General features: G+C 55.3%; 20 protein-coding genes, 1 tRNA gene, 1 other RNA gene and 1 pseudogene. 11 read left to right on the top strand and 12 right to left on the bottom strand.

Annotation, left to right across the window (positions count from 1 at the left end):
* Position 1 precedes the first annotated feature (1 nt).
* The 5 genes from GWA01_RS06675 to rnpB form a co-directional block, all read right to left on the bottom strand.
* Positions 2-1,972, bottom strand: coding sequence for a peptidoglycan D,D-transpeptidase FtsI family protein (locus GWA01_RS06675; protein WP_146795159.1), 1,971 nt, complete (start codon positions 1,970-1,972; stop codon positions 2-4).
* An 83-nt stretch (positions 1,973-2,055) separates the two neighbouring features.
* A complete protein-coding gene (gene ftsL / locus GWA01_RS06670) occupies positions 2,056-2,883 on the bottom strand; it encodes a cell division protein FtsL (protein ID WP_146795157.1) in 828 nt (275 codons plus the stop codon).
* Positions 2,880-3,857: a 16S rRNA (cytosine(1402)-N(4))-methyltransferase RsmH gene (gene rsmH, locus GWA01_RS06665; protein WP_146795155.1), complete on the bottom strand. Its 978-nt coding sequence runs from the start codon at positions 3,855-3,857 to the stop codon at positions 2,880-2,882. The genes ftsL and rsmH overlap by 4 nt, the downstream gene beginning before the upstream one ends.
* Positions 3,854-4,324: a division/cell wall cluster transcriptional repressor MraZ gene (gene mraZ, locus GWA01_RS06660; RefSeq protein WP_146795153.1), complete on the bottom strand. Its 471-nt coding sequence runs from the start codon at positions 4,322-4,324 to the stop codon at positions 3,854-3,856. The genes rsmH and mraZ overlap by 4 nt, the downstream gene beginning before the upstream one ends.
* A gap of 298 nt (positions 4,325-4,622) precedes the next feature.
* Positions 4,623-5,025, bottom strand: an RNA gene (gene rnpB / locus GWA01_RS06655) — RNase P RNA component class A.
* Positions 5,026-5,095: 70 nt separating this feature from the next.
* Here rnpB and GWA01_RS06650 point away from each other — a divergent pair.
* Positions 5,096-6,079 carry an alpha/beta hydrolase gene (locus GWA01_RS06650; RefSeq protein ID WP_186819476.1) on the top strand — a complete coding sequence of 328 codons (984 nt, stop codon included), beginning with the start codon at positions 5,096-5,098 and terminating at the stop codon, positions 6,077-6,079.
* Here GWA01_RS06650 and GWA01_RS06645 read toward each other — a convergent pair.
* Positions 6,070-6,531 (bottom strand): hypothetical protein, encoded by a 462-nt coding sequence (locus GWA01_RS06645; RefSeq protein ID WP_228118392.1) that lies wholly within the window; start codon positions 6,529-6,531, stop codon positions 6,070-6,072. The two genes, GWA01_RS06650 and GWA01_RS06645, sit on opposite strands and share 10 nt — an antisense overlap.
* Before the next feature lie 6 nt (positions 6,532-6,537).
* Complete coding sequence (gene zwf / locus GWA01_RS06640) at positions 6,538-8,007, bottom strand: glucose-6-phosphate dehydrogenase (RefSeq protein WP_146795149.1); 1,470 nt, start codon at positions 8,005-8,007, stop codon at positions 6,538-6,540.
* 267 nt (positions 8,008-8,274) lie between these two features.
* Between zwf and GWA01_RS06635 the strand changes: the two genes are divergently transcribed.
* Together GWA01_RS06635 and GWA01_RS06630 are read left to right on the top strand one after the other, a co-directional pair.
* The gene (locus GWA01_RS06635) at positions 8,275-8,541 is read left to right on the top strand and encodes a DUF2312 domain-containing protein (protein ID WP_146795147.1); all 267 of its coding nucleotides are present in this window, start codon (positions 8,275-8,277) and stop codon (positions 8,539-8,541) included.
* A 44-nt stretch (positions 8,542-8,585) separates the two neighbouring features.
* On the top strand, positions 8,586-9,188 hold the full coding sequence (locus GWA01_RS06630) for a hypothetical protein (protein ID WP_146795145.1): 603 nt from the start codon (positions 8,586-8,588) through the stop codon (positions 9,186-9,188).
* Positions 9,189-9,203: 15 nt separating this feature from the next.
* On the opposite strand, the gene proB is transcribed toward GWA01_RS06630, so the two are convergent.
* The 4 genes from proB to rplU all read right to left on the bottom strand — a co-directional run bounded on the left by proB (position 9,204) and on the right by rplU (position 12,042).
* Positions 9,204-10,343: a glutamate 5-kinase gene (gene proB, locus GWA01_RS06625; RefSeq protein ID WP_146795143.1), complete on the bottom strand. Its 1,140-nt coding sequence runs from the start codon at positions 10,341-10,343 to the stop codon at positions 9,204-9,206.
* The gene (gene obgE, locus GWA01_RS06620) at positions 10,340-11,350 is read right to left on the bottom strand and encodes a GTPase ObgE (protein WP_146795141.1); all 1,011 of its coding nucleotides are present in this window, start codon (positions 11,348-11,350) and stop codon (positions 10,340-10,342) included. The genes proB and obgE overlap by 4 nt, the downstream gene beginning before the upstream one ends.
* 80 nt (positions 11,351-11,430) lie before the next feature.
* Positions 11,431-11,697, bottom strand: coding sequence for a 50S ribosomal protein L27 (gene rpmA, locus GWA01_RS06615; RefSeq protein ID WP_146795139.1), 267 nt, complete (start codon positions 11,695-11,697; stop codon positions 11,431-11,433).
* A 30-nt stretch (positions 11,698-11,727) separates the two neighbouring features.
* A complete protein-coding gene (gene rplU / locus GWA01_RS06610) occupies positions 11,728-12,042 on the bottom strand; it encodes a 50S ribosomal protein L21 (RefSeq protein WP_146795622.1) in 315 nt (104 codons plus the stop codon).
* Between the two features lie 292 nt (positions 12,043-12,334).
* On the opposite strand from rplU, the gene GWA01_RS06605 reads away from it, so the two are divergent.
* The 8 genes from GWA01_RS06605 to GWA01_RS06570 all read left to right on the top strand — a co-directional run bounded on the left by GWA01_RS06605 (position 12,335) and on the right by GWA01_RS06570 (position 21,271).
* Positions 12,335-12,424, top strand: a tRNA-Ser gene (locus GWA01_RS06605).
* Between the two features lie 427 nt (positions 12,425-12,851).
* Positions 12,852-13,094: a helix-turn-helix transcriptional regulator gene (locus GWA01_RS06600; RefSeq protein WP_146795136.1), complete on the top strand. Its 243-nt coding sequence runs from the start codon at positions 12,852-12,854 to the stop codon at positions 13,092-13,094.
* Positions 13,095-13,155: 61 nt separating this feature from the next.
* Positions 13,156-13,683, top strand: a complete 528-nt coding sequence (locus GWA01_RS06595; RefSeq protein ID WP_228118391.1) for a hypothetical protein — start codon at positions 13,156-13,158, stop codon at positions 13,681-13,683.
* A 569-nt stretch (positions 13,684-14,252) separates the two neighbouring features.
* Positions 14,253-16,805: a sensor histidine kinase gene (locus GWA01_RS06590; protein ID WP_146795132.1), complete on the top strand. Its 2,553-nt coding sequence runs from the start codon at positions 14,253-14,255 to the stop codon at positions 16,803-16,805.
* 8 nt (positions 16,806-16,813) lie between these two features.
* Positions 16,814-17,488 (top strand): hypothetical protein, encoded by a 675-nt coding sequence (locus GWA01_RS06585; RefSeq protein WP_146795129.1) that lies wholly within the window; start codon positions 16,814-16,816, stop codon positions 17,486-17,488.
* On the top strand, positions 17,485-18,096 hold the full coding sequence (locus tag GWA01_RS06580; RefSeq protein WP_146795126.1) for an HNH endonuclease: 612 nt from the start codon (positions 17,485-17,487) through the stop codon (positions 18,094-18,096). Before GWA01_RS06585 ends, GWA01_RS06580 begins: the two co-directional genes overlap by 4 nt.
* Positions 18,083-19,714, top strand: coding sequence for an Eco57I restriction-modification methylase domain-containing protein (locus tag GWA01_RS06575; RefSeq protein WP_186819475.1), 1,632 nt, complete (start codon positions 18,083-18,085; stop codon positions 19,712-19,714). Before GWA01_RS06580 ends, GWA01_RS06575 begins: the two co-directional genes overlap by 14 nt.
* A gap of 954 nt (positions 19,715-20,668) precedes the next feature.
* On the top strand, positions 20,669-21,271 hold the full coding sequence (locus GWA01_RS06570) for a trypsin-like peptidase domain-containing protein (RefSeq protein ID WP_228118390.1): 603 nt from the start codon (positions 20,669-20,671) through the stop codon (positions 21,269-21,271).
* 261 nt (positions 21,272-21,532) lie between these two features.
* Here GWA01_RS06570 and GWA01_RS13330 read toward each other — a convergent pair.
* A pseudogene (locus GWA01_RS13330) lies at positions 21,533-22,381 on the bottom strand (FkbM family methyltransferase).
* Positions 22,382-22,425 lie beyond the last annotated feature (44 nt).

Here is a 22,425-nt window from a genome sequence, read left to right as displayed (position 1 = left end):
ATCAGTTCCGTTTCAGAGGGGCATGAGGTGGCGTTTTGGCATTGCGTGGGTCTCCCGGATCGTTGCCGGGGCCGAGAGGGCGGTAGCCGTGGGGAACGGCGGGATCCATGGAAATGGCGAGTGCTGCGTCGATTGCGGCTGCATTGGCAGTATCCGGGAACATGCCGAGCATCGGGCCGATACGCGATACAATTTTCGAGAAAGTAGGTGCGGCAATCCAGCCCGCTGTGGTCCACCCATGAGTGGCAGCGGTAGCGTGGGGAGCGTCAAGCATAACATAGACTGCATAGCGTGGCGCATTCATGGGGAAAACACCGGTAAATGCCGTAATATTGACGTGCTTGAGGTATCCACCATGCGGGCCAATTTTTTCTGCCGTGCCGGTTTTTCCACCGACAAAATATCCAGGGCTTTCAGCATTCTTGCCGCTGCCCTGTGTCACGTCGAGGCGCAGGATACGGCGAAGGATTGCAGAGTTCTCTTCTGAAATCAGACGCGGTCCGACCGGCTCTGGCAGTTTGTCCGGCTGAGTCTCAGTGGGTTTGTAGGCCGCCGGGCGCAGCATGGGATCTGCCGGCTGCGTGTCATTCAGATCCTGCGCCTGTGAAAGTAGCGTTGGTGTGACAAGAATGCCGCCGTTTACGGTCGCAGCAGTGCCTCGGACGATCGAGAGCGGGGGCTCGGCCATACCATGCCCGAATCCTACGGTCATGACGGTGGAAATGCCCCAGTTACGAACGGATGGGACAATTGGCCTGCCTGCTTCGGGCAGCTGGATGGGTACGCGGTCAAAGAAGCCCATATTGCGCAGCCATTCCTGTTGCCGCTGTGCACCGACATCAAGTGCGATATGTGCGGCTGCGGGATTGGAGGAATATGCCATGACAGCCGTCAGCGAGAGCCACGGAGCGAAATGGTCTGTCCGGATATCGGAAATTTTGAAGCGTCCAACATGAATCGGGATGGTGGAAAACTTGTCCCAGATATGTGCCACGCCAAGCTGAAGCGCCATTGCTGCCGTCTGGAGCTTATACGTTGATCCGGGCTCATACATGCCGGTCACGGCTCTATTGAACCGCGCATCATTGGGGGCATGACCAAAATCGTTGGCATCGAAATCAGGCAAACTGACCATGGCGATGACTTCGCCGGTCCGAACATCCATGACGATCGCGCAGGCACCGATGGCCGAGAAATTATCTTGCGCGGCTTGAAGCTCATCTCGGACGACCGCCTGAATGCGAACATCCAGTGATAGTCTGAGGGGGGTGCGATCAGAGTTCAGGCGCTGATCAAAATAACGCTCAACACCGGCCACACCGTGATCATCAATATCCACGCCACCCATGACCTGTGCGGCAGTCCGGCCGAGGGGGTAATGGCGGCGCTCGCCGGGTTCGAAGTAGATGCCCGGAATGCCTAGATTATTGATGGCAATTTCCTGTACGGGCGAGATATCGCGCGCAATATAGACGAACTGCTTCTTGAGAGAGAGGCGGCGTACAGTCTCGGCTTCGTCCAGTTGCGGCAAAACCTGACGCAGTTTTTTTGCCGCGTCTTCCGGGTCTATGAGCTCCATCGGATTGGCGTAAACCTGCGCAACAGGCAGGGAGATCGCGAGTGCCTGTCCGTTGCGGTCGGTTATGGTCGCGCGTTTTACGCTGGGGAGTACGAAATCCCCGGAAATCGCGCCGTGAGGGTCGCTTTTAGGAATTTCGGGGACCTGAGAGGCGATCTGCCGCTTTTCTGGCGCCATCGGCATCAAAACGGTCGCAAAGGTCGCTTTCAGCGCAACGGCACCATAAATGACGAGAAAACCCATGCCCACGCCAAGAAGGCGGGCGTGCATCTGGTCCAGCGTTACACGCTGACGTTTGGCGGATTTCGGCAGGACCGAGGTGCGCGCGCCCTTTTGCTGTCCTGATTTAGGTGCCTGGGGCCTGTCAGAAGGGGGTAGCGCATCACTGGGCATTGTGCGGCGTTGCGTCCTGCGTGAAGAGGCTCGCCCGAAACTATCCGGTAAATGCTGAACGAGCGGTTAAGGAGTGATGCGTCTCAGTTAGCCAACGGAACGGGCGCAGGCAACGCCTCTCCCTCACTTCCCAGGGCAGAAGCAGAATGATGATGACGCGGACGATCAGCCACAGTGTGTTCTGAGGACGCGTCATGGCCGTGGGAAACGGGCTGCTCATGCCAGGCCGCAATCATGAGCGGGGCAGGGCGATTGCCGTGAAAGCTTGCAAGGCGGACGTTGGGTGCCATGTCAGAATGGACGACGGGCACTGTCGTATGAACCGAATGAGAGCGGGGTGTCAGCATCGCAATCTCGGTGTCTGCCTTCGGTGCGCTTATCACACGGTCGGCTCGCGGGCGTAAAGCACGCGGTGTCGGTGTGACGGATTTGGCAACAACCGGGACAATGCGTGGCGTGGGCGCTGCTGATGCTACGACCACAGGTGTGTGCGAAGCCTCGGGAGAGGGTGCTGGTCGTGTATCGTGATCACCTTCGGGAAGGGGCTGGTGTGCTGCAACAGCTGCGCGGTTCACCACGTCATGCAGAGGCTTGCGGGGGTCAACAGGTACTGGTTTAGAACCGGGCGCGGGAAGCATCTGCTCCAGACTTGCCATTCGAACGAACTGTGTCGGGTCCATCGGGTGCAAAGATGTAAGAAAGCGGGACGATAGCGCGCTCAGACGGTCCGGCTGATTGAGAAGGGCCCATTCTGTCCGAAGCATTGCCGTCTGGCTCTGTACGCGCTGCGTATCCTGGACGATCTTTGTGATCTGCTGATCTAGAACCGTTGTTTCATGCTTCTTGGTATAAAGAAACAGTCCAGAGCCTCCTGCGAGAAGGGCGCAGGCGATTGTGAATGGGCGGATCATGCAGATGTTCCTGAAACAGACGTGGCGGCGGCAGGAGTACGAACCAGCGCACGCAGACGTGCACTGCGAGCGCGAGGATTCTCCCGGGCTTCCTCGTCCGTAGCGGACTGGGGCCGGGAGTGGAGCAGATCGAAATCAGGCTTGTTCTGATGAAGCGGGATGGGCTCGTAGCGGGACGGGTTGCCCGTGCGTCCCGCATGGACCGCCATGGCGCGCTTGACCATGCGGTCTTCGAGCGAATGGAACGTCACGACTGTGAAAACTCCGCCCGGCGCCAGCAGGCGCGGCGCGGCCTCGAGGGCGCGTTCAAGCTCTCCCAGTTCATCGTTGACTGCAATGCGCAGCCCTTGAAAGCTACGGGTCGCCGGGTCAATTCCTGAGCGATCCCGGGGAACGCAAGAACGGATAATGCGCGCCAGATAGCCCGTTGTCGTGATGGTCTCTTCAGCGCGGGCATTTACGATTGCACGGGCGATACGGCGGGATAACTTCTCTTCACCGTAGCGGTAGAGAATATCCGCGATGGTCTGTTCGCTTTCTCCATTCACGATATCGGCGGCGGAAACGCCATTCCCGCCCATACGCATATCCAGTGGGCCGTCATGGCGGAAGGAAAAGCCCCGCTCCGCCTGATCGATCTGGAAAGAGGAAACACCGAGATCCAGAACAATGCCGTCAAAAGGAACAAATTCTTCGACGAGCGTTTCCATGGCACCAAAGGTGCCCTGATGCATGATCAGTCGACCATCAGCCTGTCGTGCCATTTCCTCGCCGCGGATGATGGCATCCGGGTCTCGGTCAATTCCGTGAAGCGTGCACTCTGCAGACTGAAGAATGGCGCGGGCGTAGCCTCCGCCGCCGAAAGTGCCATCAAGGTAACGGCCACCGTCTCGTGGGGAAAGCGATGCGAGAACCTCTGCAAGCATGACCGGAACGTGTCCGTCATTCACAGGGAGGGCGGCAAGTGCGTTCATGCCGGTGTTCCTTGTGGTGTGCGGCGTTCAGATGTCAGGATTTTTGCGCGTGCGCGGGCCTGTTGGCGGCGCTCGGCTGCGGCGGTCGGATCCCAGATCTGGAATGTGCGACCAAGCCCCATAAACGAAATTTCGTCCGTAAGGCCTGCGTGGGATTTGAGTGCCTCGGGAAGGATGATGCGGCCTTCCTTGTCGCTGTCCAACGGATATGCATCGGCATAGAGGCTGGCGGCGAGATCATCGTGGTCTTCGGAAAATGGGTCGTATTCATCCAGCGGTGCGGAGAGGGACGCAAATGCGCTTGCGGTCCAGCCTTCAATGCATGGATGGAGATGCGAAGGGCGCAAAATGACCAGTGCATCGCCGGGCTGGGCCTGATTCCTCAGGGCAGTGCGGAAGGAAGCAGGAATAGACACGCGTCCTTTCGCATCAAAGCGGTTCTGGTGCGTGCCGAGAAACATGCTCATGCCTGGTATGCCTCCCCGCGCCACAGGTGCCGCTGTAAAGCAGCCCGATTTGTTTTGGTTTTTAATGGGATATCATGGGATTTCATGGGACGTCAAACATATATGGTTAAAAAATCGCAGAAAACTGCGATATTCAAGAAAAGGAAATGTGGCTGTATTTTCCAGTTCCCAATCAGCGACTTTCAACGCTTTATGAGATGTGGATGACGTCTTTGACATTATTTGTTCTTCTTATGTTCTCATTGGATAACGAAGAACAATTAAGAAAAAGTTTCGATGAGTTCTGTTTTTGTGGGGAAATGCCAGACGGCCTGTAAGCCGGGTTCTGTCCGCCCGAAGGCGGGACGATCATTCCTCTGGGACATACATTGCTGCATGCCTCACGCGACCAACCCGAACGACGAGGCAGAAAACCCCCGGATGTCGAAACATCCTGCCGTTCCTATTCGGTCTTGCTCCCGGTGGGGTTTACCGTGACCGGCGCCGTTACCGGCGCCGCGGTGCGCTCTTACCGCACCGTTTCGCCCTTACCCGCAGATATCTTTCGAAAAAGACAGCCCGGCGGGTGGTCTGTTTTCTGTGGCACTATCCCTGGGGTCGCCCCCGCCGGCAGTTAACCGGCACCGTTTTCCTGTGGAGCCCGGACTTTCCTCCATTCTGATGGTCCTCACCATCAGCACAGCGATCGTCCAGCCGTCTGGCAGGCGGACCTTGCGTCCGCGCGCCGATTTGGTCAAGGGAAGTATTGGAAAAAACAGGATGTTTCCTCCGATGTCGCCTACATTGCCACTCCGTGTTTTTCTCTGGCTGCTAAATCGTCAGTCGCGCAAGGCGAGGCGCCAGCGTGTTCTGCCGCAAGCGGGCGAAGTACCGGTCATTCCAGCGCCTAGACCCTCAGACGAGATGCTCGCCCGGATTCGGCGCATTACAGGAAAGCCGTCATTCCCGCAGAGACTTTCATCGCTGCGCATTCGGACATGGCGGGAAATCAGAATTCCCGGCGCTGACGGAACGAGGTTGGCCCGTCTTTATCGTCCGCGGGGGAGGGTGAATGGGGTTGTTCTGTTCCTGCATGGCGGTGGCTTTGTTCATTGCGACCTTATCTCCCATCATGGGATATGCTGCCGATTGGCCGCATCTTCCGGCGCAATGATCCTGTCTCTGGATTACCGTCTCTCACCAGAGCATCGCTTCCCTGCGGGATTGGAGGATGCGTGGACGGCACTCCAGTGGTTGAGAGTGCAATTCCCTGATCTGCCTCTTGCGGTCGCAGGGGACAGTGCTGGCGGAAATCTGTCTGCTGCCCTGTCGCAGCTTATGCGTGAAAAAGGCGAACGGCTTGCCGGGCAGCTTCTTTATTATCCCGCATTGAGCGGCCCCGTGGCGCCCCCATCCCGTGAAAAATATGCCGAGGGGTACATGCTGGGAGTGGAACTGCTGCACTGGTATTGTGGGCAGCTACTCTCAACGCCTGAAGAGCTTTTCGATCCTCGCTTTGCCCCTGTACTTGCAGAGCATTTCGATGGGCTCCCGCCCACGATGCTTGTTACGGCAGGATTTGATCCGCTGAAGGGTGAGGGGGAGCTTTATGCGCAGCTACTGCAGCGGGCAGGAGTAAATGTGCGTTATCGCTGCTATCCACGCATGATTCACGGATTTTTAAATTTTTATGCGTTTGTAAAAGAGGGGCGGACCGCCCTGCGAGAGGGCGGTCTTTTCCTGAAGCGGGCTCTGGAAGCCGGCAATCAGGGTTGAATGGGGCGGAATACGCCCGGAGTACCTGCATCGGTTGTAATTGACTGCTCGGTACGGTTCACCTTGACCATGAACAGGCGGTCTGCCGACGGAGTCGCGCCAGGGCAGCCATGTCCATGACGACCGAGAACTTCAATTTCCGGATTGTTCACTGAAGCATCTCCGTTCACCACGAAGACAATGCAGTTGCGCGGCAGGTCGGTCAGGCGGTCCTGAATGACGCGGACGCGGAGATGTTCAACAAGTGCCGTGTTGTCGAACCAGCTCAGTTTTCCGAAAGTGATCTTGTCGTAAGACATGTCCAGCAGTCCAGATCTTACAATCACGAACATCAGCAGAAACGCCGGCACCACGATGAGGAGCCGGCGAATCAGATGCTGTTTGAGCGTACGGGGCGGACGTCTGGGGCCACGTCCAAAACGAGGCCCGGCGTTCGCGTTGTCAGTACTCAAAAGCGGTTACTCCATATTTTCGTGCCAGTGATGGCCATTTTCTGCCAGCAACGTTGTTGCCTTGGAAGGACCATAGGAGCCTGCGCTGTAAGTTTCCATCGGGCTTTTGTTTTCAGACCAGGCATCGAGAACCGGCTCGATCCATTTCCACGCTGCTTCGACTTCATCGCGGCGGATGAAGAGAACCGGATCACCGCGTACGGCATCCAGCAGAAGGCGCTCATAGGAATCCGGGAAGGGCAGGCCGCCACCCATCTCAAACTCGGCGTTCAGAACGCTTTCCTTAAGTGTAAATGCGTCCGTTGCAGGGTTTTTGACATTCAGGTGCAGTTCAACACCTTCATGGGGTTGAATGCGGATGACGAGACAGTTCGCAATCGGCGGGGTGCTGAACATGTGGGTCGGAGCCGTCTTGAAAGTAATGACGACTTCACTGACCTTTTCTGCAGAACGCTTGGCAGTGCGGAGGTAGAAAGGCACATTCTTCCAGCGAGGCGTATCGATGAAGGCGCGCAGGAGGGCGTAGGTTTCCGTGTTGCTGGGTTCGCCCAGTTCTTCCAGGTATCCAGGGGCAGGCTTTCCGCCAACCATTCCCTCGGTATACTGGGCACGTACAGTCTCTGTGCGTACTGCATCGCCTGTGATGGGGCGCAGGGCGTTCAGAACGGCCAGCTTGGCGTTACGGACGTTGTCTGCTGCCAGTGATTCGGGCTGCTCCATCGCGACCAGTCCCAGAACCTGCAAAAGGTGGTTCTGGATCATGTCGCGCAATGCGCCGGACGTATTATAGTACGCCGCGCGCCCTTCGACACCGACCGTCTCGGCAGCAGTGATCTGCACGCTCTCAATGAAGTCGGAAGACCATACGGCTTCAATGATCGGGTTTGCGAAGCGCAGCCCGATGACGTTCTGGACGGTTTCTTTGCCCAGATAGTGATCGATGCGGAAAATATGGTTTTCTGGGAAATACTGCCCGACGCCATTGTTGATGGCTTCTGCCGTCGCACTGTCCGTACCAATCGGCTTTTCGAGCACGACCCGCGAGAACGGGGTGATCAGGTGTTTGGCGTGCAGATTTTCACAGATCGCACCGTACAGCTGTGGAGCAGTCGCGAAATAATAGACGCGGATGCGCTCTGGCGGCGCGGTTGAAAGCACAGCCGCAAGACCATCCCAGTCTGAGCCGGATTTCGTACCATCGAGCGTTACGTAATCGACACGCATCAGGAAGCGTTCGATCAGGGACGGGTCGCGTACTTCTTTGGGAAGAAACCGGACGAGCGCTTCACGGACACGATCAACGAACTCTTCCCGGTCAAGGGCAGTTCGGGCGGTGCCGATGATGCGAGCTTCGTCCGGCACCTGTCCGGAGCGCATTCTGTTGTAGAATGCGGGAAGAAGCTTGCGCATGGTGAGATCTCCGGTAGCACCGAAGATGACGTAGTCGAAAGGTTCGACCTGCTGGGCATGATCCATGGGAAGTGACTTTCAGACCTCTCGAACCTGCAAAACATGACGTTTTAACCGGTTCAAGCCTTTGATGAGGGCACGGCTTAGTTCCGCTTTGAGGGAGTTTATGTCAAGGCAAAGGGGCTTCAAGATATCCGGCGCAGTGTGTTCGTTCATGAAATGTGCGCATAATGTCGTTGACCGTCGTGCCATTGGCGCGATAAGCCGCGCGGCTGGCGTCACAGGACTCTGCGACGCACTCAGGCCCATTGCCAGAATAGGGAAATACGAGACATGGAAGCAGAAAGCATGAGCGAAGGCGCCGCAACCGGAGGTATCGCTGCAGATCGGCTGCGTTCCATTATCGAACGTGTCGAGCGCCTGGAGGAAGAGCGCAAGGCTCTCGCCGGTGACATCAAGGACATTTTTTCAGAAGCAAAATCCGCTGGATTTGACGTTAAGGTGATCAAGCAGATCATCCGCCTGCGCAAGCAGGAGCCTTCTGAAATTGAGGAGCAGGAGACTCTGCTGGATATCTATCGTCGCGCACTGGGGATGTGATCTGATCCCGGTTCTGTCGCTCTAACTTTCGGATACAGGGCATCATGTCCCCCATCGCTTGGCTTCCGGACTGGGCCTTCTTCTGCCTGGTCATTGTGCTCGCAATTTTTGCTCTTGCACTGTTGCTGATGCCTTTTGCCGTCTTTGGTCTCAAGCCGAGACTGCAAGAGGTTGAGCTTCAGTTGTCGGAATTGCGAGCGGACATGCGTGCCCTGTCGCAGAAGTTTGCCGAACCGGTCTCACGACACGAGCTACAATCGGAGCGTTCTCCGGTTGTAGAGGCCCAGCCTGCTGCATTCGTTGTGGAGGAGCCTGTTCAGGAGCGCCGCCCAGACCCTCTGCGGCCGGGGAACGGTTACATGGATCCACCACGTGCCGAAAGGCATGTGGTCAGTGCCTATGAAGACACTCCGATCATGGCACGACCAGAGCAGATTCTCAGGCCAACACGTTTTGAGCCACCAGCTCGCGAAACAGGTTGGTCGCGGGCCCCGTGGGAAGACAGGAACCAGACAGCGGCGCCTTATCCTGCCCGTGAGGAACTGCATCCTCGTGGGGGCAGTGTATCAGGGAATGCTCCTGACCGGGATGATACCCGCCGGAATAGGTCTGAGCCGACATTGCGCTGGCCTCCTCGCGGAGAATAAGCGCTTTTCTGTTACTCAGTGGGTTTCGAGAACCAGATCGTCTCTATGGATCAGGACATCCCGGCCCCGATAGCCAATCAGGGCCTCCATATCTTCTGATCTGTGCCCAAGCAGAAGCGCAGTTTCCTGAGAGCTATACTCCACCAGACCTGCGCCGACAGTTAGCCCTTGGGTTGTGCATATTTGCACGAGATCACCTCTTGCAAAGTTTCCGTCCATACCTGTAACGCCTGCCGGAAGAAGGGATGCGCCACCTTTCAGTGCGCTCTCTGCTCCTGCATCAATCAGAAGGCGCCCTTTGGGGCGGAGGCTGCTGGCAATCCAGCGCTTGCGAGCCGATCCAGCATCAGACTGAGCCAGAAAACGGGTGCAGAGGCCTCCGTCCGTCAAGCGTCTCAGTGGATGATTGCGCTGTCCTGCTGCAATAATCATGTCCGCGCCAGCGCGCGTCGCGATCCGGGCAGCAAGAAGCTTCGTACGCATTCCACCGGAAGAATATCCCGGAGGAGGTTCACCACCCATCGCCATAATCTCGTCCGTCAGGTGATTGACAGTCGGAATATGCCTAGCATCAGGCGTCGTGCGTGGATCAGCGGTATACAGGCCGTCAATGTCCGAGAGCAAAATTATAAAATCTGCTTCGACCATCTGTGCAACGCGGGCGGCAAGGCGATCATTATCGCCAAAGCGTATTTCTCCGGTAGCGATGGCATCATTTTCGTTGATGACTGGAATGCAGCCAAGCCCCAGCAGTGTCTGCAGTGTCGCGCGCGCGTTCAGGTGCCGTTCGCGGTTTTCAGTGTCGTCGGGGGTCAGGAGTAACTGGGCGGCAGGCATGCCATGTTCACCCAGTGCCAGACTCCACGATTGCGCGAGTCCGATCTGTCCAACGCTGGCGAGAGCCTGCTTTTCTTCGAGCCGCAGGCGGCGTGATGTCAGGCCAAGCTGGTGTCTGGCAAGAGCGATCGCACCCGAAGACACCACCACCACTTCGGTCCCAGCCTTGCGTAGCTCTGCAATGTCCGCACAGACGCTGCGAAGCCATTCCTCCCTAAGAGCTGCAAGCTTGCCATCAACCAAAAGCGCACTACCGATTTTGATGACTATGCGTCTAGCCCGCTTCAGAGCGCTGGCAGCATCTTCGGGAGAGGTCATGCGGATTGCGCTTTTTTAGAAGCCGTCACGCGGTCCTGCAGGAAGCGCAGTAGCTCAGGCAAGCCTTCATGCGTAACACCGGACAGCAGCATGACATCGGCGCCCGATGCCTTGGCTAGGGCACGTTTCTTTGCGGTCTTTTGTGTGGGAGTGAGCGCGTCGCATTTATTCAGAACGATGACTTCTGGCTTGCTTGCAAGGCCAGGATCATATGCTTCAAGCTCATTGCGGATTAGCCGCCAGTGCTTCACGATCTGGCTTTCCGTCCCGTCAATCAGATGGATGAGTGTCGCACAACGCTCAACGTGTCCCAGAAAGCGATCGCCCAGACCAGCACCTTCGCTCGCGCCTTCAATCAAGCCTGGAATATCCGCAATAACGAATTCCTCGGTATTGTTGAGGCGCACGACGCCGAGCTGAGGGTGCAGTGTCGTGAATGGATAATCTGCAATCTTGGGACGTGCACGGGAGGCGACCGAAAGAAGTGTTGATTTTCCGGCATTCGGGAGGCCAACCAGCCCCACATCAGCGATTAGTTTCAGGCGAAGCCAGACCCAGCGCTCCTCGCCAGGAAAACCAGTGTCCGCACGGCGCGGAGAACGGTTTGTGCTGCTTTTGAAATGAGCGTTTCCATGGCCGCCATCGCCACCACGGCAAAGAAGAATCTCTTTACCATCACTGTCGAGGTCAGCGATCAGGGTTTCGCGATCCTCGTCAAAGATCTGCGTACCGACAGGAACATTGATCACGACATCCTGTGCGGCGGCTCCTGTCCGGTCCGAACCGGCGCCGTTACCGCCCTTGCGTGCACGAAAATGCTGTGTGTAGCGAAAATCGATCAGAGTATTGAGGGCAGGGACCGCACGGAAAATGATGTCACCACCACGGCCGCCATTTCCGCCATCAGGCCCGCCGAACTCGATGTATTTTTCCCGACGGAACGCGATTACGCCGTCGCCGCCATCGCCGGAACGAACATAGATCTTTGCCTGGTCGAGAAACTTCATCGTATTTTCCGCTAAAAAGGAAAAAAAAGGGCCGGCCCCTGGAGGAACCGGCCCTTCCGCGTACGCTCAGGGCGCAGGGATTATTCGGCGGCTTCTGGAAGCGCCACGGAAACGTGAACGCGGCCTTCAGCGCGACGCTGGAATTTTACATGTCCGTCCACGAGGGCGAACAGGGTGTGGTCGCGGCCGAGGCCAACGTTTGCGCCTGGCTTCATCTTGGTGCCGCGCTGGCGAACGATGATGTTGCCTGCAATCACGCTCTCGCCACCGAACTTCTTGACGCCGAGACGACGACCGGCGCTATCGCGTCCGTTACGGCTCGAGCCGCCTGCCTTCTTCTGTGCCATGGATGCTTATCCTTCCTAAAGTTCGGCCGATCAGGCCGCGTTGATTGCGTCAATGCGCAGGACGGTTACCGGCTGGCGGTGGCCATTCTTGCGGCGGCTGTTCTGGCGACGGCGCTTCTTGAAGATGATGATCTTCGGGAGACGATCCTGCGCTACCACAGTCGCGGTTACGGTCGCACCTGCAACCAGAGGTGCACCAACGGTCAGGCTGCCTTCGCCGCCAACCATCAGAACGTCAGAAAAGGTGATCGTGCTGCCGGCTTCTGCCTCGAGCTTCTCAACCTTCAGGATGCCCTGCGGGGCAACACGATACTGCTTTCCGCCTGTGCGGATGACTGCAAACATTCTGGAAACTCTCGCTTTTCCGATCTGATGGCCGCTTCTGATAGAGTGATACTCCATCCTGTCACGACCCAGACGCTTCTTGTCATTGGTTCCCGACCGGAGTGATCCAGCCAATAGGAACAGGGGCGCTCGATACAGGGATGAAGCTCACGCGTCAATGAAAAAGGAGCGAATAGGCGAGGGATATACGCTCTTCTTACACATTTGGCGCGTATACCTCTTGCAATGTATTCCAAAGCTCGTCATAAGCCCTCCCGTCGACTGGGTTTTTGCTTATAAAGTGAAGCCGTACGGAGAGGTGCCAGAGTGGTCGATCGGGGCGGTCTCGAAAACCGTTGTGCCTTCGCGGGTACCGTGGGTTCGAATCCCACCCTCTCCGCCAGATAAATCAAAAATTCCCGGATTTTTCAGAGTGTTATCTGATTTGTCAAAATCGATCCCACCTTGGGTCCCATCTTAAAAAATGCGTCATCGTGCGCCGCTTGGACGCGATATGCGTCGTCCCGTAAATTTATCGATGCGACCTGCTGACTGAAATGCTGCGTTTCTCAGAGGCATCCCGATAATCTGAGGACGCAGCTGAAGTGGCGATCCGCGAAACTTCGCTCAGAAATATCTTGAAACCGTCGCTAGTGTTCAGCTAACTTTCTCTGGTTAGTTGACACCACAGTACAGAAGACTTCCACAAGGGAAGTGCAATACCTGCCTCTAATCGAAGCAGCAATTTTGCAGAATCTTGAACGCCCAGAAAACCAACGAACCAGGTGTCATCGTGAGCTCTGTAAGGAGCATGGTTGGATAGGTGTGTCATGGATTCTGTATTGCCGGGTCATCGTTCGGATGACTTTTTCATAAGCCGTCGCGAAGCTGCGATACGGCTTTGTGTCTCTCTCTCAACAATTGATCGGTATGTCGCGGCTGGGGTTCTGCAGCGCTACAAGATCGGACCACGCCGGACGCTCTTTCGGCTACGTGACGTCGAGCATCTCGTTCGGCGCGACGATGTTGGCTTTCAGGCACCTGCGCCAGTGCCCTTGAGGCCGGATTTCTAGTCATCTCGCCCATCAGGGCCAGACCCCTGCAAATCCCGCTTCAATGCTGAAAGTCGCCCCGATGTTTGATGTCGCTGAAATAGAATTTTCATGGGAAGCTCCATGGAGCTCTCTTGAAGAAAAAAATTTTGCCCAGGATTTTTTCTACTGGCATCTCACGAGTGTCTTCAAAGGCCCCATGGAAGGCACTTATACAGATCCTGATCACCCGCAAGCCAGTTGGTCACTGTTGGACATTTCCAAAATCGTCGGGCGCTCTTTACCGCGCGATATCAGCGTAAGGTGGTCTCCCGTTTATTTCAAAAACCCAAATTTCTCAAATAGGAAAACAGACGAGATCATAGAGAGGCTGACACTGCGACAGCCCCATTCAACAACCAGGGGCCCGGACTTTTGGACACAGATAGATGCGCTCATGGAATTGCTGTTCGCCCGGACATCTTTCTGGTCTGATGCATTGACACTGGATGACCTTCTTCCGCAGCTGACATCAGGCCGGATGATCCAGGTTTATGACGAATACCGGAAGGCAGGTTTGCCACTCAATGTAATTGCAGAACACGTTCTCTTCTATAAAAGACCAATCTGATCCGATGAGCAGCGCGATGTTGCTTGCGCTTTAAGGGATCTTGGTTGGACACAGCATCGCACGGCTAAGGCCCGGCTTTGGATAGCACCCCCTGATTTTCCATCGCGAGACCGAAACAGGCCCCGATGGCACCACAGGTGAAGCCCCTTTGAGGCACAGTGAGTTTGCACGCCCCACTATGCGGTGAAGAGCCGTAGCCTCACGGCCGCCATTAAAGCAATATCTGACATCCCAAGTTGTCAATTATGGGGGTAAGCGGTAGGGCCGCTATCGGGAATCGATAGCCGAAAGCAGAAATAGCCTGCGCCCATATTCATGACGCCTACCGACCCTTCCAAGACGCTCGGCATCGATTTTTCTGTTCCCAGGTGCAGACCGGCCGCTTTCTCGTGTGGAAAGCCCACGTTGGCCGGTTGCAGACTGACTACTTTGACGAAAAAAAAGCCTAAGAAGCGGACGCTCGTCCCAGTGGTCGCCGTTCTAAGGCATCACGAGTCTTTACGCTGCGACCGTCATTGGCCTAAGGCAATCAGTTAGCAGAATTTTGCCAATCAAAGCGGGGGTGAAAGTTGAAGGTTCCGTTCAAAGTCTCGGCACGAGCTGCACGCTTGATCGGCAGGGAGAACGTGGCGACTTCCCAGGGTGCCGTCACGGAACTGGTCAAAAACGGGTATGACGCAGATGCGACCGTATGTGCTGTTCTGTTTCTTCCCCGCTGGAAAACATCTCCCAAAACGCTGTCCGCTCGCGAGCATAACTTGCTTATCCATGCCTTCCCCGCGACGGGTGCGATGTTCGAGTCGTTCGGCGACACATGGCGAGAGAAGGGCGAAGTATCGGCCGCCGAACGAGCCACGCTCGATGCCGCTTATGCCGGTTTCCTAGACCTCTGGATCATCGATAACGGTCACGGAATGTCCGCGTCGACTATCGAGGAACGTTGGATGGTGATTGGGACCAACGCAAAGGAGATGGACGGGTTGTCTGTCGGCGGTCGCGTCGTCACCGGCGCGAAAGGCATAGGGCGTTTCGCGCTCGATAGACTTGGCCAGGAATGCGAATTGCAATCCGCAGTCGCCGGCGCGAAGCGGGCACATTGGCTGGTCGACTGGACTGAATTCGAGGGCGCCGGAAAGATCATTAGCGATGTGAAGGCGGTCTTAGAGACCGAGCAGGGAACGCTAAATGCGTATCTGGAGAGTCAGGGCTTAGCAGAGCTTCTACCGACCGTCGGTCCAGCCCGCCTCGGCGAAGGCGCGCCGATCAAATACGAGACCGGAACGGCGATCAAAATAACGCTGCTGAATGACATCTGGGATAAGCGCGACAGCTTGCGTCTCAAGGAGACGCTGGAAGCATTGCTTCCACCGCACGACCGCAGCGACTTCGATATCTTCGTCTATGATCATCGTGTACCCACCGAGAGCGGGTTCATCGACAATTTTCCACCGGATCAGTTCGATTATCGGATGCTGGCCGACGTCATGGCCAATGGCGACATCAAAATCCGCCTCGCACGACAGGAAATCGATGTCGCGGCTATCCGCCCGAGAGTGTTCACGCTGCCCAGCATGCAGCAGGAGCCCTATCGCAAGCAGGATTTCAACGCCGGTGAAGTCACGATCGACACCAATCTCTCGACAATCCTCGGTATCGCGAAGGACCAGTTAGGAGATTATCTGTCGGTCGGTCCCTTCTCCTTCACTTTTTACTTTTTCAAACTCGCCAACGCTGCAGCGGATACCCTGCGGAGATTTCCACAAAAGCATTTCGACGTGTCGAAGCGTCGACGGTGGCTGAAGAACTCGGGCGGCATCCGGCTCTATCGCGACAATTTTCGCGTCAGGCCGTATGGCGAACCTAGCACGCCCGGCTATGACTGGCTGCTGCTTGGCGAACGCACGGCACGCAACCCGGCCCAAGCTTCGAGAGTGGGATGGCGCGTACCGCCACAACAGGTGGCCGGCACCATCCACATCACCAAGAACGACAACCCTGCCCTCGCTGATCAGTCGAACCGCGAAGGCATCATGAATGAACGTGCATTCTCCACGTTCCGTGAAATCGTGATGGGACTGTTGCGCGAGTTCGAGAAAGATCGTGCGTACATTCTGTCGCAGTTCAGTGTCGCCTATGATCTTGATAACCCAGAGGCGAAGGATATCGAGGAAGGCCGCAAGATCGCCGAGCAGGTGCTTCAGGAAGCGCCACCCCCGGAAGATCAAGCGCCGCCGTCGTCGGATAAGGAGCGCGGCTCCAGCGGGCCTTCCAAGCAAAAACCGGATCCAAAGCTGCGCCAGGTATCGCAGGCCTATGATTCTGAAGTAAAAAAGAACGAGACGCTGAGGGACAACCTCCAGGTCATGCGTGGCATGGCCACCCTCGGCACCGTGCTCGTATCGTTCACTCATGAGCTCAAGCAGATACGGGCAAACATCGATTCCCGCTCCGAGCGCTTGTCAAATGCCGTGCTTGAGGTCGCCGATCAGACGAAGATGAGCGACATCGGGGAGATCGAAAATCCCTTGCGCATCATCGAGCGCTTGCGCCGCCAAGATGAAAAGGTCAGCCGCTGGGTCACATTTGCCTTGTCCGCAGTTTCACCTGCCAAGCGGCGGCGGCGCGTTATCGATCTCGGTGACTATCTAAAGGGTCTCGGGACTTATTGGGATGATTTTCTGCGCTCGCGAAGCATCAACCTCACGCCGAATGCCGAGAAAGGTGCCAATCTCAACCTGCTTGCACATGAGATCGATCTTGACAGTGTTTTCTACAACCTGATCAACAATTCTGTTGAAGCGCTGGTCAAACCAGGCCCCGAGAACAAGCGGGAAATCTTCATCGATGCCGCTAATCCCGACAATGGCTGGATCGAAGTCAGGTACCGCGACACCGGTCCTGGGCTTTCTGACGAGTTCAATCTGCCCGAAGACATCTTTCAGTTCGGTATCTCCTCGAAAAAGGAAGAAGCAAGTGGCGACGCCTCCGGGACAGGGTTGGGAATGTGGCTCCTTCGCAACGTCGTCGATGACTATCGGGGGGCGGTCTCGCTTCGGTCGGCGCTAGGCGAGCCGGGCTTTGCTCTGACAATCAGATTTCCCGCTTATAAAGCCGAAGGCTAGGAGGAAGTATGGCCGACGAGGGTTTGCCAGTGATCGTCTATGTTGACGAGAATGAGGACGCGCGTGAGGATTTCTATATCGATGCGAAAAAGACCAAGCTCTTTCGCAAAATCATCATTCTGCCGCCCGAGCCGACGCTCGCGGAGATGGTTGCGAACCTGGCTCAGATTAATTTCGAAGCGCTAATCTCCGATTTCCGCCTCGCCGATGCTGCCGGCACCGACTACGACGGCAGCGCTCTTGTCGCAGCGTTTCTGCAAATCCGCACCGGCTTTCCCTGTTTCATCCGCACATCTTACGACAACGAAGCGCTGCACGCCGCCGACGACGTAAACCGCGTTTATTCCAAGGAAATCGAGGCAGCCGGGGTCGGCGTCCGCCCCCTGTTCGAGCGCATCAATCTTCAGATCCAGCGAATGCGCCGTCAGATGGAAGCATGGAGCGGTGAGCTCGAAGAATTATTGAAGCTCGAACGCACCAAGCTTTCCGCGCCCGAGATCGATCGCATCATCGAGCTTGATGGGTTGATCGAGGCGAACATGGGCGGCGAGCATGAAATAGCGCAAACGACGAAAAAGCTACTGCTTGATGGCGATTTCTATGAACGGCAGAACGAGCTACTCACGGCCACCGAGGAACTGATCGATCGCATCAAGAAAAATTTGAACACGGGGAACGGATGATGGCTGCTGCTATCACGATACGATCGGCGTTGCCGGTTCGCGCGACAGTCGCCGCTAAGACGAGATACACTCTCTACCGCGCCGATCTCCGACGCGACTTCTTTCAGGCCTGCGGCTATTGTGGCGATAGCGACGAACGAATTGATCGCATCGGCTTTCATATCGATCATTTCGCCCCCAAGGCGCTGTTTCCGGACCTTGCGCTAGTCTACGAGAACCTCGTTTACGCTTGCCGGTTCTGCAACGTCGGGAAATCCGATCATTGGGTGGGCACGGATCCGGCGGTTCCTAACAACGGGAAGGAAGGCTTCGTCGATCCATGCACCGCCGATTATGAGCAGCACTTCGAGCGTCTGGCGGATGGTCGCATCGTCGGCCGCAGCCCGATCGGGATCTATGCTGTCAAACGACTTCGCCTTCATCTCCTGCGACACGAGCTACTGTGGAATGCCCGGCGCATGCGCGCAGTTCGAGATGATGCCGATGCCCTGATCACCGCGCTGGAGCAGGAGGGAAAGGGTGATACGTCAGAAGCACTCGATCTGCTGAAACATTTCCGAGAATTGACCAAATCCATCGAAGATTATGAATTTCGTGCAAACAATTGACCAACGCGAACTCGTCCGCCTTACGGGTGCAGTGTACACACCAACGAGCGTCGCGTATGCGCTGACGGAATTCGTCGCGACCATTCTGCCGCCGAATGCCGGACGAGCCCTGGAACCCAGCGTCGGTGATGGGGCATTCGTTAATGCGCTCGAGGCGGCCCTTCCCACTCTGTTTCTTACGGCGATCGATATCGATGAGCAGGTGATTGAGCAGCTCGAAATCCGAGACCGTCCCAACTCTTGCCTACGTGATTATCGGACAGGAAATTTTATCGATTTTGCACTAGAAGAAATCGCCCAGTCTGTCAGTTACGATCTCATCATCGGGAATCCGCCATTCATTCGAAAACATAATTTCTCGGAGGAATTCAAAGCATCGCTCGAAGAGCTGGCGGAAGCAATTGATTATCCGAAGACGAACTTTAAGAACAGTTGGGCTGCATTCGTCATCGCTGCAACAACGATGCTCAACCGGACGGGCGTTCTCGCCTTCATTCTCCCGTATGAGATCATGACAGTCGCATATGGGCAAGCTGCCCTGCAATGGCTGAGCAGCAAGCTTGCGCGGATAGATCTCTTCATCTCGAACGAGAAAGCGTTTCCGGAGATCGATCAGGATGCCATTATATTCGTCGGGAGATCATCGGCTGCAGAACCAGGTCAGTTCGTTCAGCAAGTCAGGTCGATGACATCCTTATTGGAACGCAGCGAGACTAGGCTCGACCTTGCGTCGACCGACAATCTGGCTCTCGAGTTGAGCTCTTTTCTCATAGGCGGTGACGCGTTCGCGACCGCCAATGAGTTGCGCACAAAAATGCCGGTCATCGGTGATCATTGCACCAGCGCACCAGGCATCGTGACGGCCGCCAACGATTATTTCATTTTGACCGAAGACGAAGCAAAAGAGCTCGATATTCTCGAACATACCTTGCCTATTCTAAAGAAAGGCAGCCTCTCGGCACGGCAACCTATATTCGAAGCGAGCCAATTCGAGGAACTAGCTAATCGCGGGCCCTGCCGCCTTGTTTACATGTCGGTTCCGACCGAAGAATTGCCCGAAAAACTCCGGGATTATGTATACGCAGGCGAGGAGCGCGGCTACAATAAGCGATATAAATGCCGAAATCGCGATCCCTGGTATCGCGTGCCGTTGGTGCCGAAGACTCCGGCTTTCGTTTTCAAACGGTCGCACGACTATCCGCGACTTTGCTTGAATGAGGCCGACGTCTACATCACGGACACCGCTTACGGATTGCGGATGAAGGACGGTTTCACCCCCCGCGGCCTTTGCTTCTCGTTCTATAACTCGATGACACTTCTCTTCGCCGAGACCGACGGTCGATTCTATGGAGGAGGCGTGCTCGAGCTTTCGCCGAAGGAATTTCGGGGATTGCCGATCGCGTACCATGAACCGTCGGATCAGGAGTTCGATGATTTTCTTGCGGCGCACCGAAAAGCCGATGGCGACGTTTCGGCAATACTCGATTTCGGTGATCGATGGCTTGCCAAGAAATCGCGACTTAGCAGCCGCGAATTACGAAATCTGCGAGCAGCATGGCAATCTCTTCGAGCTCATCGATTACGGCACGGCCGTGATGGACCGCCAGACGGCCAATAGCGACTGATCGGAGCCAGACCTTTACCGATAACCTCGGCATCGCCAAATTTATTGCTCCGCGGCGTCGTCGAAAGATATCGGCGGCGGCGCCTTCGACATTTCTGCTCCGGATTACAGGGGATGGCGGAACTATGCGAGATTGGCCTGACCGACGGCCAAGCAATCGCCGCAGTCACGCGACAGGCGAAGGGGCAAGCCTACCTACTGGCATCGACCGAACTATTATACATCTCGGCGAGACTCTGCCTGATTTAGTCGGCGTTGTCTGGATTACACGACGACTGAAAGCGATGCCTGGTCCAGTCGTTGCCGACTGAGCCTGAAATTAAACATCTGACCAACTCAGTATAGCGGCTGCTTTCAGGCTTGAACTTAGCCCGACCGCATGGCCGATATTAGGGCGCGTTGCCACTCTCCGGTAGTAGGCTTTGCGGTTCCGTGAATGGCCGCTTTCCTAGGGTAGGTATCTCTGAAGCTGACGGTCGCGAAAGTCCCCAAACTCGGTCTATCGTTACTCGCCTAGCAATATCGGCTTTCGGGCATTCGTCACAACCGCTTGGGTGTCCGAGATGAGGCGAAAGCGGACCTTCCGCTTTCGCCTACATAGCGGACATTCAAGCGACTGTGGGAAAGCCGACATATGCAATTGAATTTCGAATGGCTGAACTAAATTTTTGCCGCCGCTTGCAGTGATAACCAAATTTGATGCATCTCAGTTTAAAACGAGGAGTGGCCCAGTGCAGGCCGATATAAGCTCTTTATTTCGAAAGCACAGGCAGACTACGACCAATAAGAACTTGATTCACACCGAACTAAAATTTACTCATAAAGTTAAGAAGCATTATGAAAGACATCAAAATGAAAAATAAAATTCCTGTTGTTTTATTATTTTCAATAATTCTCTCTTCTTGTTGCTCTAATAAGTAAAATATCGACCCTTTAAATAGGACCTTATTGTCTATTCTTTCAAGAGGGGCACATGTTCAAATAAATCCTCGAAAAAATAATTGCAGAAGCTCTCAAGGAAGCGGAATATATATCGGGAATGGCATTATTATGACTGCGTCTCATATTTTAAATCCCAAAGAGAATGGATGTGTTTATTACTCGTCTGTCGGGGATGATGTTAATGTGGCAATAAACGATAAAATATTGAATGCCAAAGTATTGAAAATTTCTAAAAATTTTAGTTTTGGTGAAAACGATGTAGCTTTGGTAAAGGTTTCGGAGATTTACTCCCGTTATTATAAAGACTTACATTCAATGCCGCTGTGCGTTAAGCCCGTGCAACCAAACGATAATTTCGCCCTTTTGGGTTTCCGTCGACTTGTCCCCGTAGAGCATTTGGGGCCTCTAATACAAGGCCAATTTCAGGCAGGAGATTCCGGATCAGGAATTATAAACATGAAGGAAAGATGTATCTACGGAATCGTGAGTGCTTCAGAAAAAACAGGCTTCGACTCTGATATGTCCCATACCGAACCAAAATCACTTTCGGAAACAACTCTCTCCGTTACGAATTTTAATGAAATAAAAACATTTATTGATAATAAATAAAATCCCTTTCTATTAGTCTAGAAATGGAAAAATCATCCAATTTTCTAGGAATAATTACCTAATTGAACTTACGTTATACTGACAACCTTTTTTGGTTGGGAAGCGTCGGCGGTGGGGAGACATAGGTGTCTGCCGCTTCGGTCAATCTCTAATGCCAAAATTAGGTGATGACCCCAATCACGGATTTGGTAACTGAAAGCAGACCTTCCGCTCCCCCCCCCCAAAAAAAAAAGCTGACAAGCTTCTCCTCACCACCATCACTCAGAACCGGGAGAGCAGGATATTCCCCCGACTACGGGAGCGGCGCTCATACCCACAGCGGCGTAATACCGGAAAGACGTTCTGGGCCCACTGCCCATGCTCGGTGTCTTCCATGATGAGATGATCGGGCCACAACGCCGCTGGTGCCTCGCGGAAAAACGGCAGCAGCGCCCTGTCTTCGTAGCCCTCGATGTCGATCTTCAGCACATGCACGGCTGTCACATCGCAGGACTGCAGAATGTCCACAAGCGGACGGATACGCACCGCAGCGCCGTGTCCCGCACCAATCCGACCACCGCCAAAATCCCTGTTCACCTGCACGAGTTGACCAGAGCCCTCCTAATCTCCCACCGCCACACGCAAGAGATCGGCCCGTATCCCGTTCAGCCTCATATTGGTGGCCAGCCGCTCGAACAGAACCGGGTTCGGCTCGATGGCAATGACGCGGGCTTCTCTCTGGGCAGCATAGAGCGAAAAGAACCCCATATTCGCCCCGACATCTACAAACGTCCCGCCTTTCGGCAGATGACGCCGCAGCCATTTCAGCTCGCGATGATTGTAGCACGCGCCACAGACCGCTGATTTTGCATCCGTCTGGTTATCCTGCGGGTAAAATCGCACCTTCAACCCGAACATGGTCGCATCGACAGGACCTGAGGAGCAGTCTTTCTTGAACCGCTCAATGAACGGCCGACGCAGACGGCTGTATCCCAATGGCGTGTTGAAGAAGGCTTTCCGGATCCGTGTCTGCGCCTCTGTCAGCGGATAGGAGCCAAAAGGAAGTGCACGCGCAAGACAGTGTCCGTCCAGCACAACGTGCTCAGAAGACGGGTCTGAGTATTCTGACATAAGGGATAATGACCGTATGGGAAGGGATGACGGGGCTTCGACGA

The organism is Gluconobacter wancherniae NBRC 103581, assembly GCF_007988885.1.
Lineage (GTDB): Bacteria > Pseudomonadota > Alphaproteobacteria > Acetobacterales > Acetobacteraceae > Gluconobacter > Gluconobacter wancherniae.
The sequence above is the reverse complement of the archived record's forward strand: the minus strand, read 5'-3'. Positions and strand labels throughout refer to the sequence as shown.

What these genes read in the sequence shown, in the direction of transcription:
- GWA01_RS06675 (WP_146795159.1), bottom strand. Translation starts at nt 1,972, where the DNA reads ATGCCCAGTGATGCGCTACCCCCTTCTGACAGGCCCCAGGCACCTAAA.
- ftsL (WP_146795157.1), bottom strand. Translation starts at nt 2,883, where the DNA reads ATGATCCGCCCATTCACAATCGCCTGCGCCCTTCTCGCAGGAGGCTCT.
- rsmH (WP_146795155.1), bottom strand. Translation starts at nt 3,857, where the DNA reads ATGAACGCACTTGCCGCCCTCCCTGTGAATGACGGACACGTTCCGGTC.
- mraZ (WP_146795153.1), bottom strand. Translation starts at nt 4,324, where the DNA reads ATGAGCATGTTTCTCGGCACGCACCAGAACCGCTTTGATGCGAAAGGA.
- GWA01_RS06650 (WP_186819476.1), top strand. Translation starts at nt 5,096, where the DNA reads ATGTCGCCTACATTGCCACTCCGTGTTTTTCTCTGGCTGCTAAATCGT.
- zwf (WP_146795149.1), bottom strand. Translation starts at nt 8,007, where the DNA reads ATGGATCATGCCCAGCAGGTCGAACCTTTCGACTACGTCATCTTCGGT.
- GWA01_RS06635 (WP_146795147.1), top strand. Translation starts at nt 8,275, where the DNA reads ATGGAAGCAGAAAGCATGAGCGAAGGCGCCGCAACCGGAGGTATCGCT.
- GWA01_RS06630 (WP_146795145.1), top strand. Translation starts at nt 8,586, where the DNA reads ATGTCCCCCATCGCTTGGCTTCCGGACTGGGCCTTCTTCTGCCTGGTC.
- proB (WP_146795143.1), bottom strand. Translation starts at nt 10,343, where the DNA reads ATGACCTCTCCCGAAGATGCTGCCAGCGCTCTGAAGCGGGCTAGACGC.
- obgE (WP_146795141.1), bottom strand. Translation starts at nt 11,350, where the DNA reads ATGAAGTTTCTCGACCAGGCAAAGATCTATGTTCGTTCCGGCGATGGC.
- rpmA (WP_146795139.1), bottom strand. Translation starts at nt 11,697, where the DNA reads ATGGCACAGAAGAAGGCAGGCGGCTCGAGCCGTAACGGACGCGATAGC.
- rplU (WP_146795622.1), bottom strand. Translation starts at nt 12,042, where the DNA reads ATGTTTGCAGTCATCCGCACAGGCGGAAAGCAGTATCGTGTTGCCCCG.
- GWA01_RS06600 (WP_146795136.1), top strand. Translation starts at nt 12,852, where the DNA reads ATGGATTCTGTATTGCCGGGTCATCGTTCGGATGACTTTTTCATAAGC.
- GWA01_RS06595 (WP_228118391.1), top strand. Translation starts at nt 13,156, where the DNA reads ATGTTTGATGTCGCTGAAATAGAATTTTCATGGGAAGCTCCATGGAGC.
- GWA01_RS06585 (WP_146795129.1), top strand. Translation starts at nt 16,814, where the DNA reads ATGGCCGACGAGGGTTTGCCAGTGATCGTCTATGTTGACGAGAATGAG.
- GWA01_RS06580 (WP_146795126.1), top strand. Translation starts at nt 17,485, where the DNA reads ATGATGGCTGCTGCTATCACGATACGATCGGCGTTGCCGGTTCGCGCG.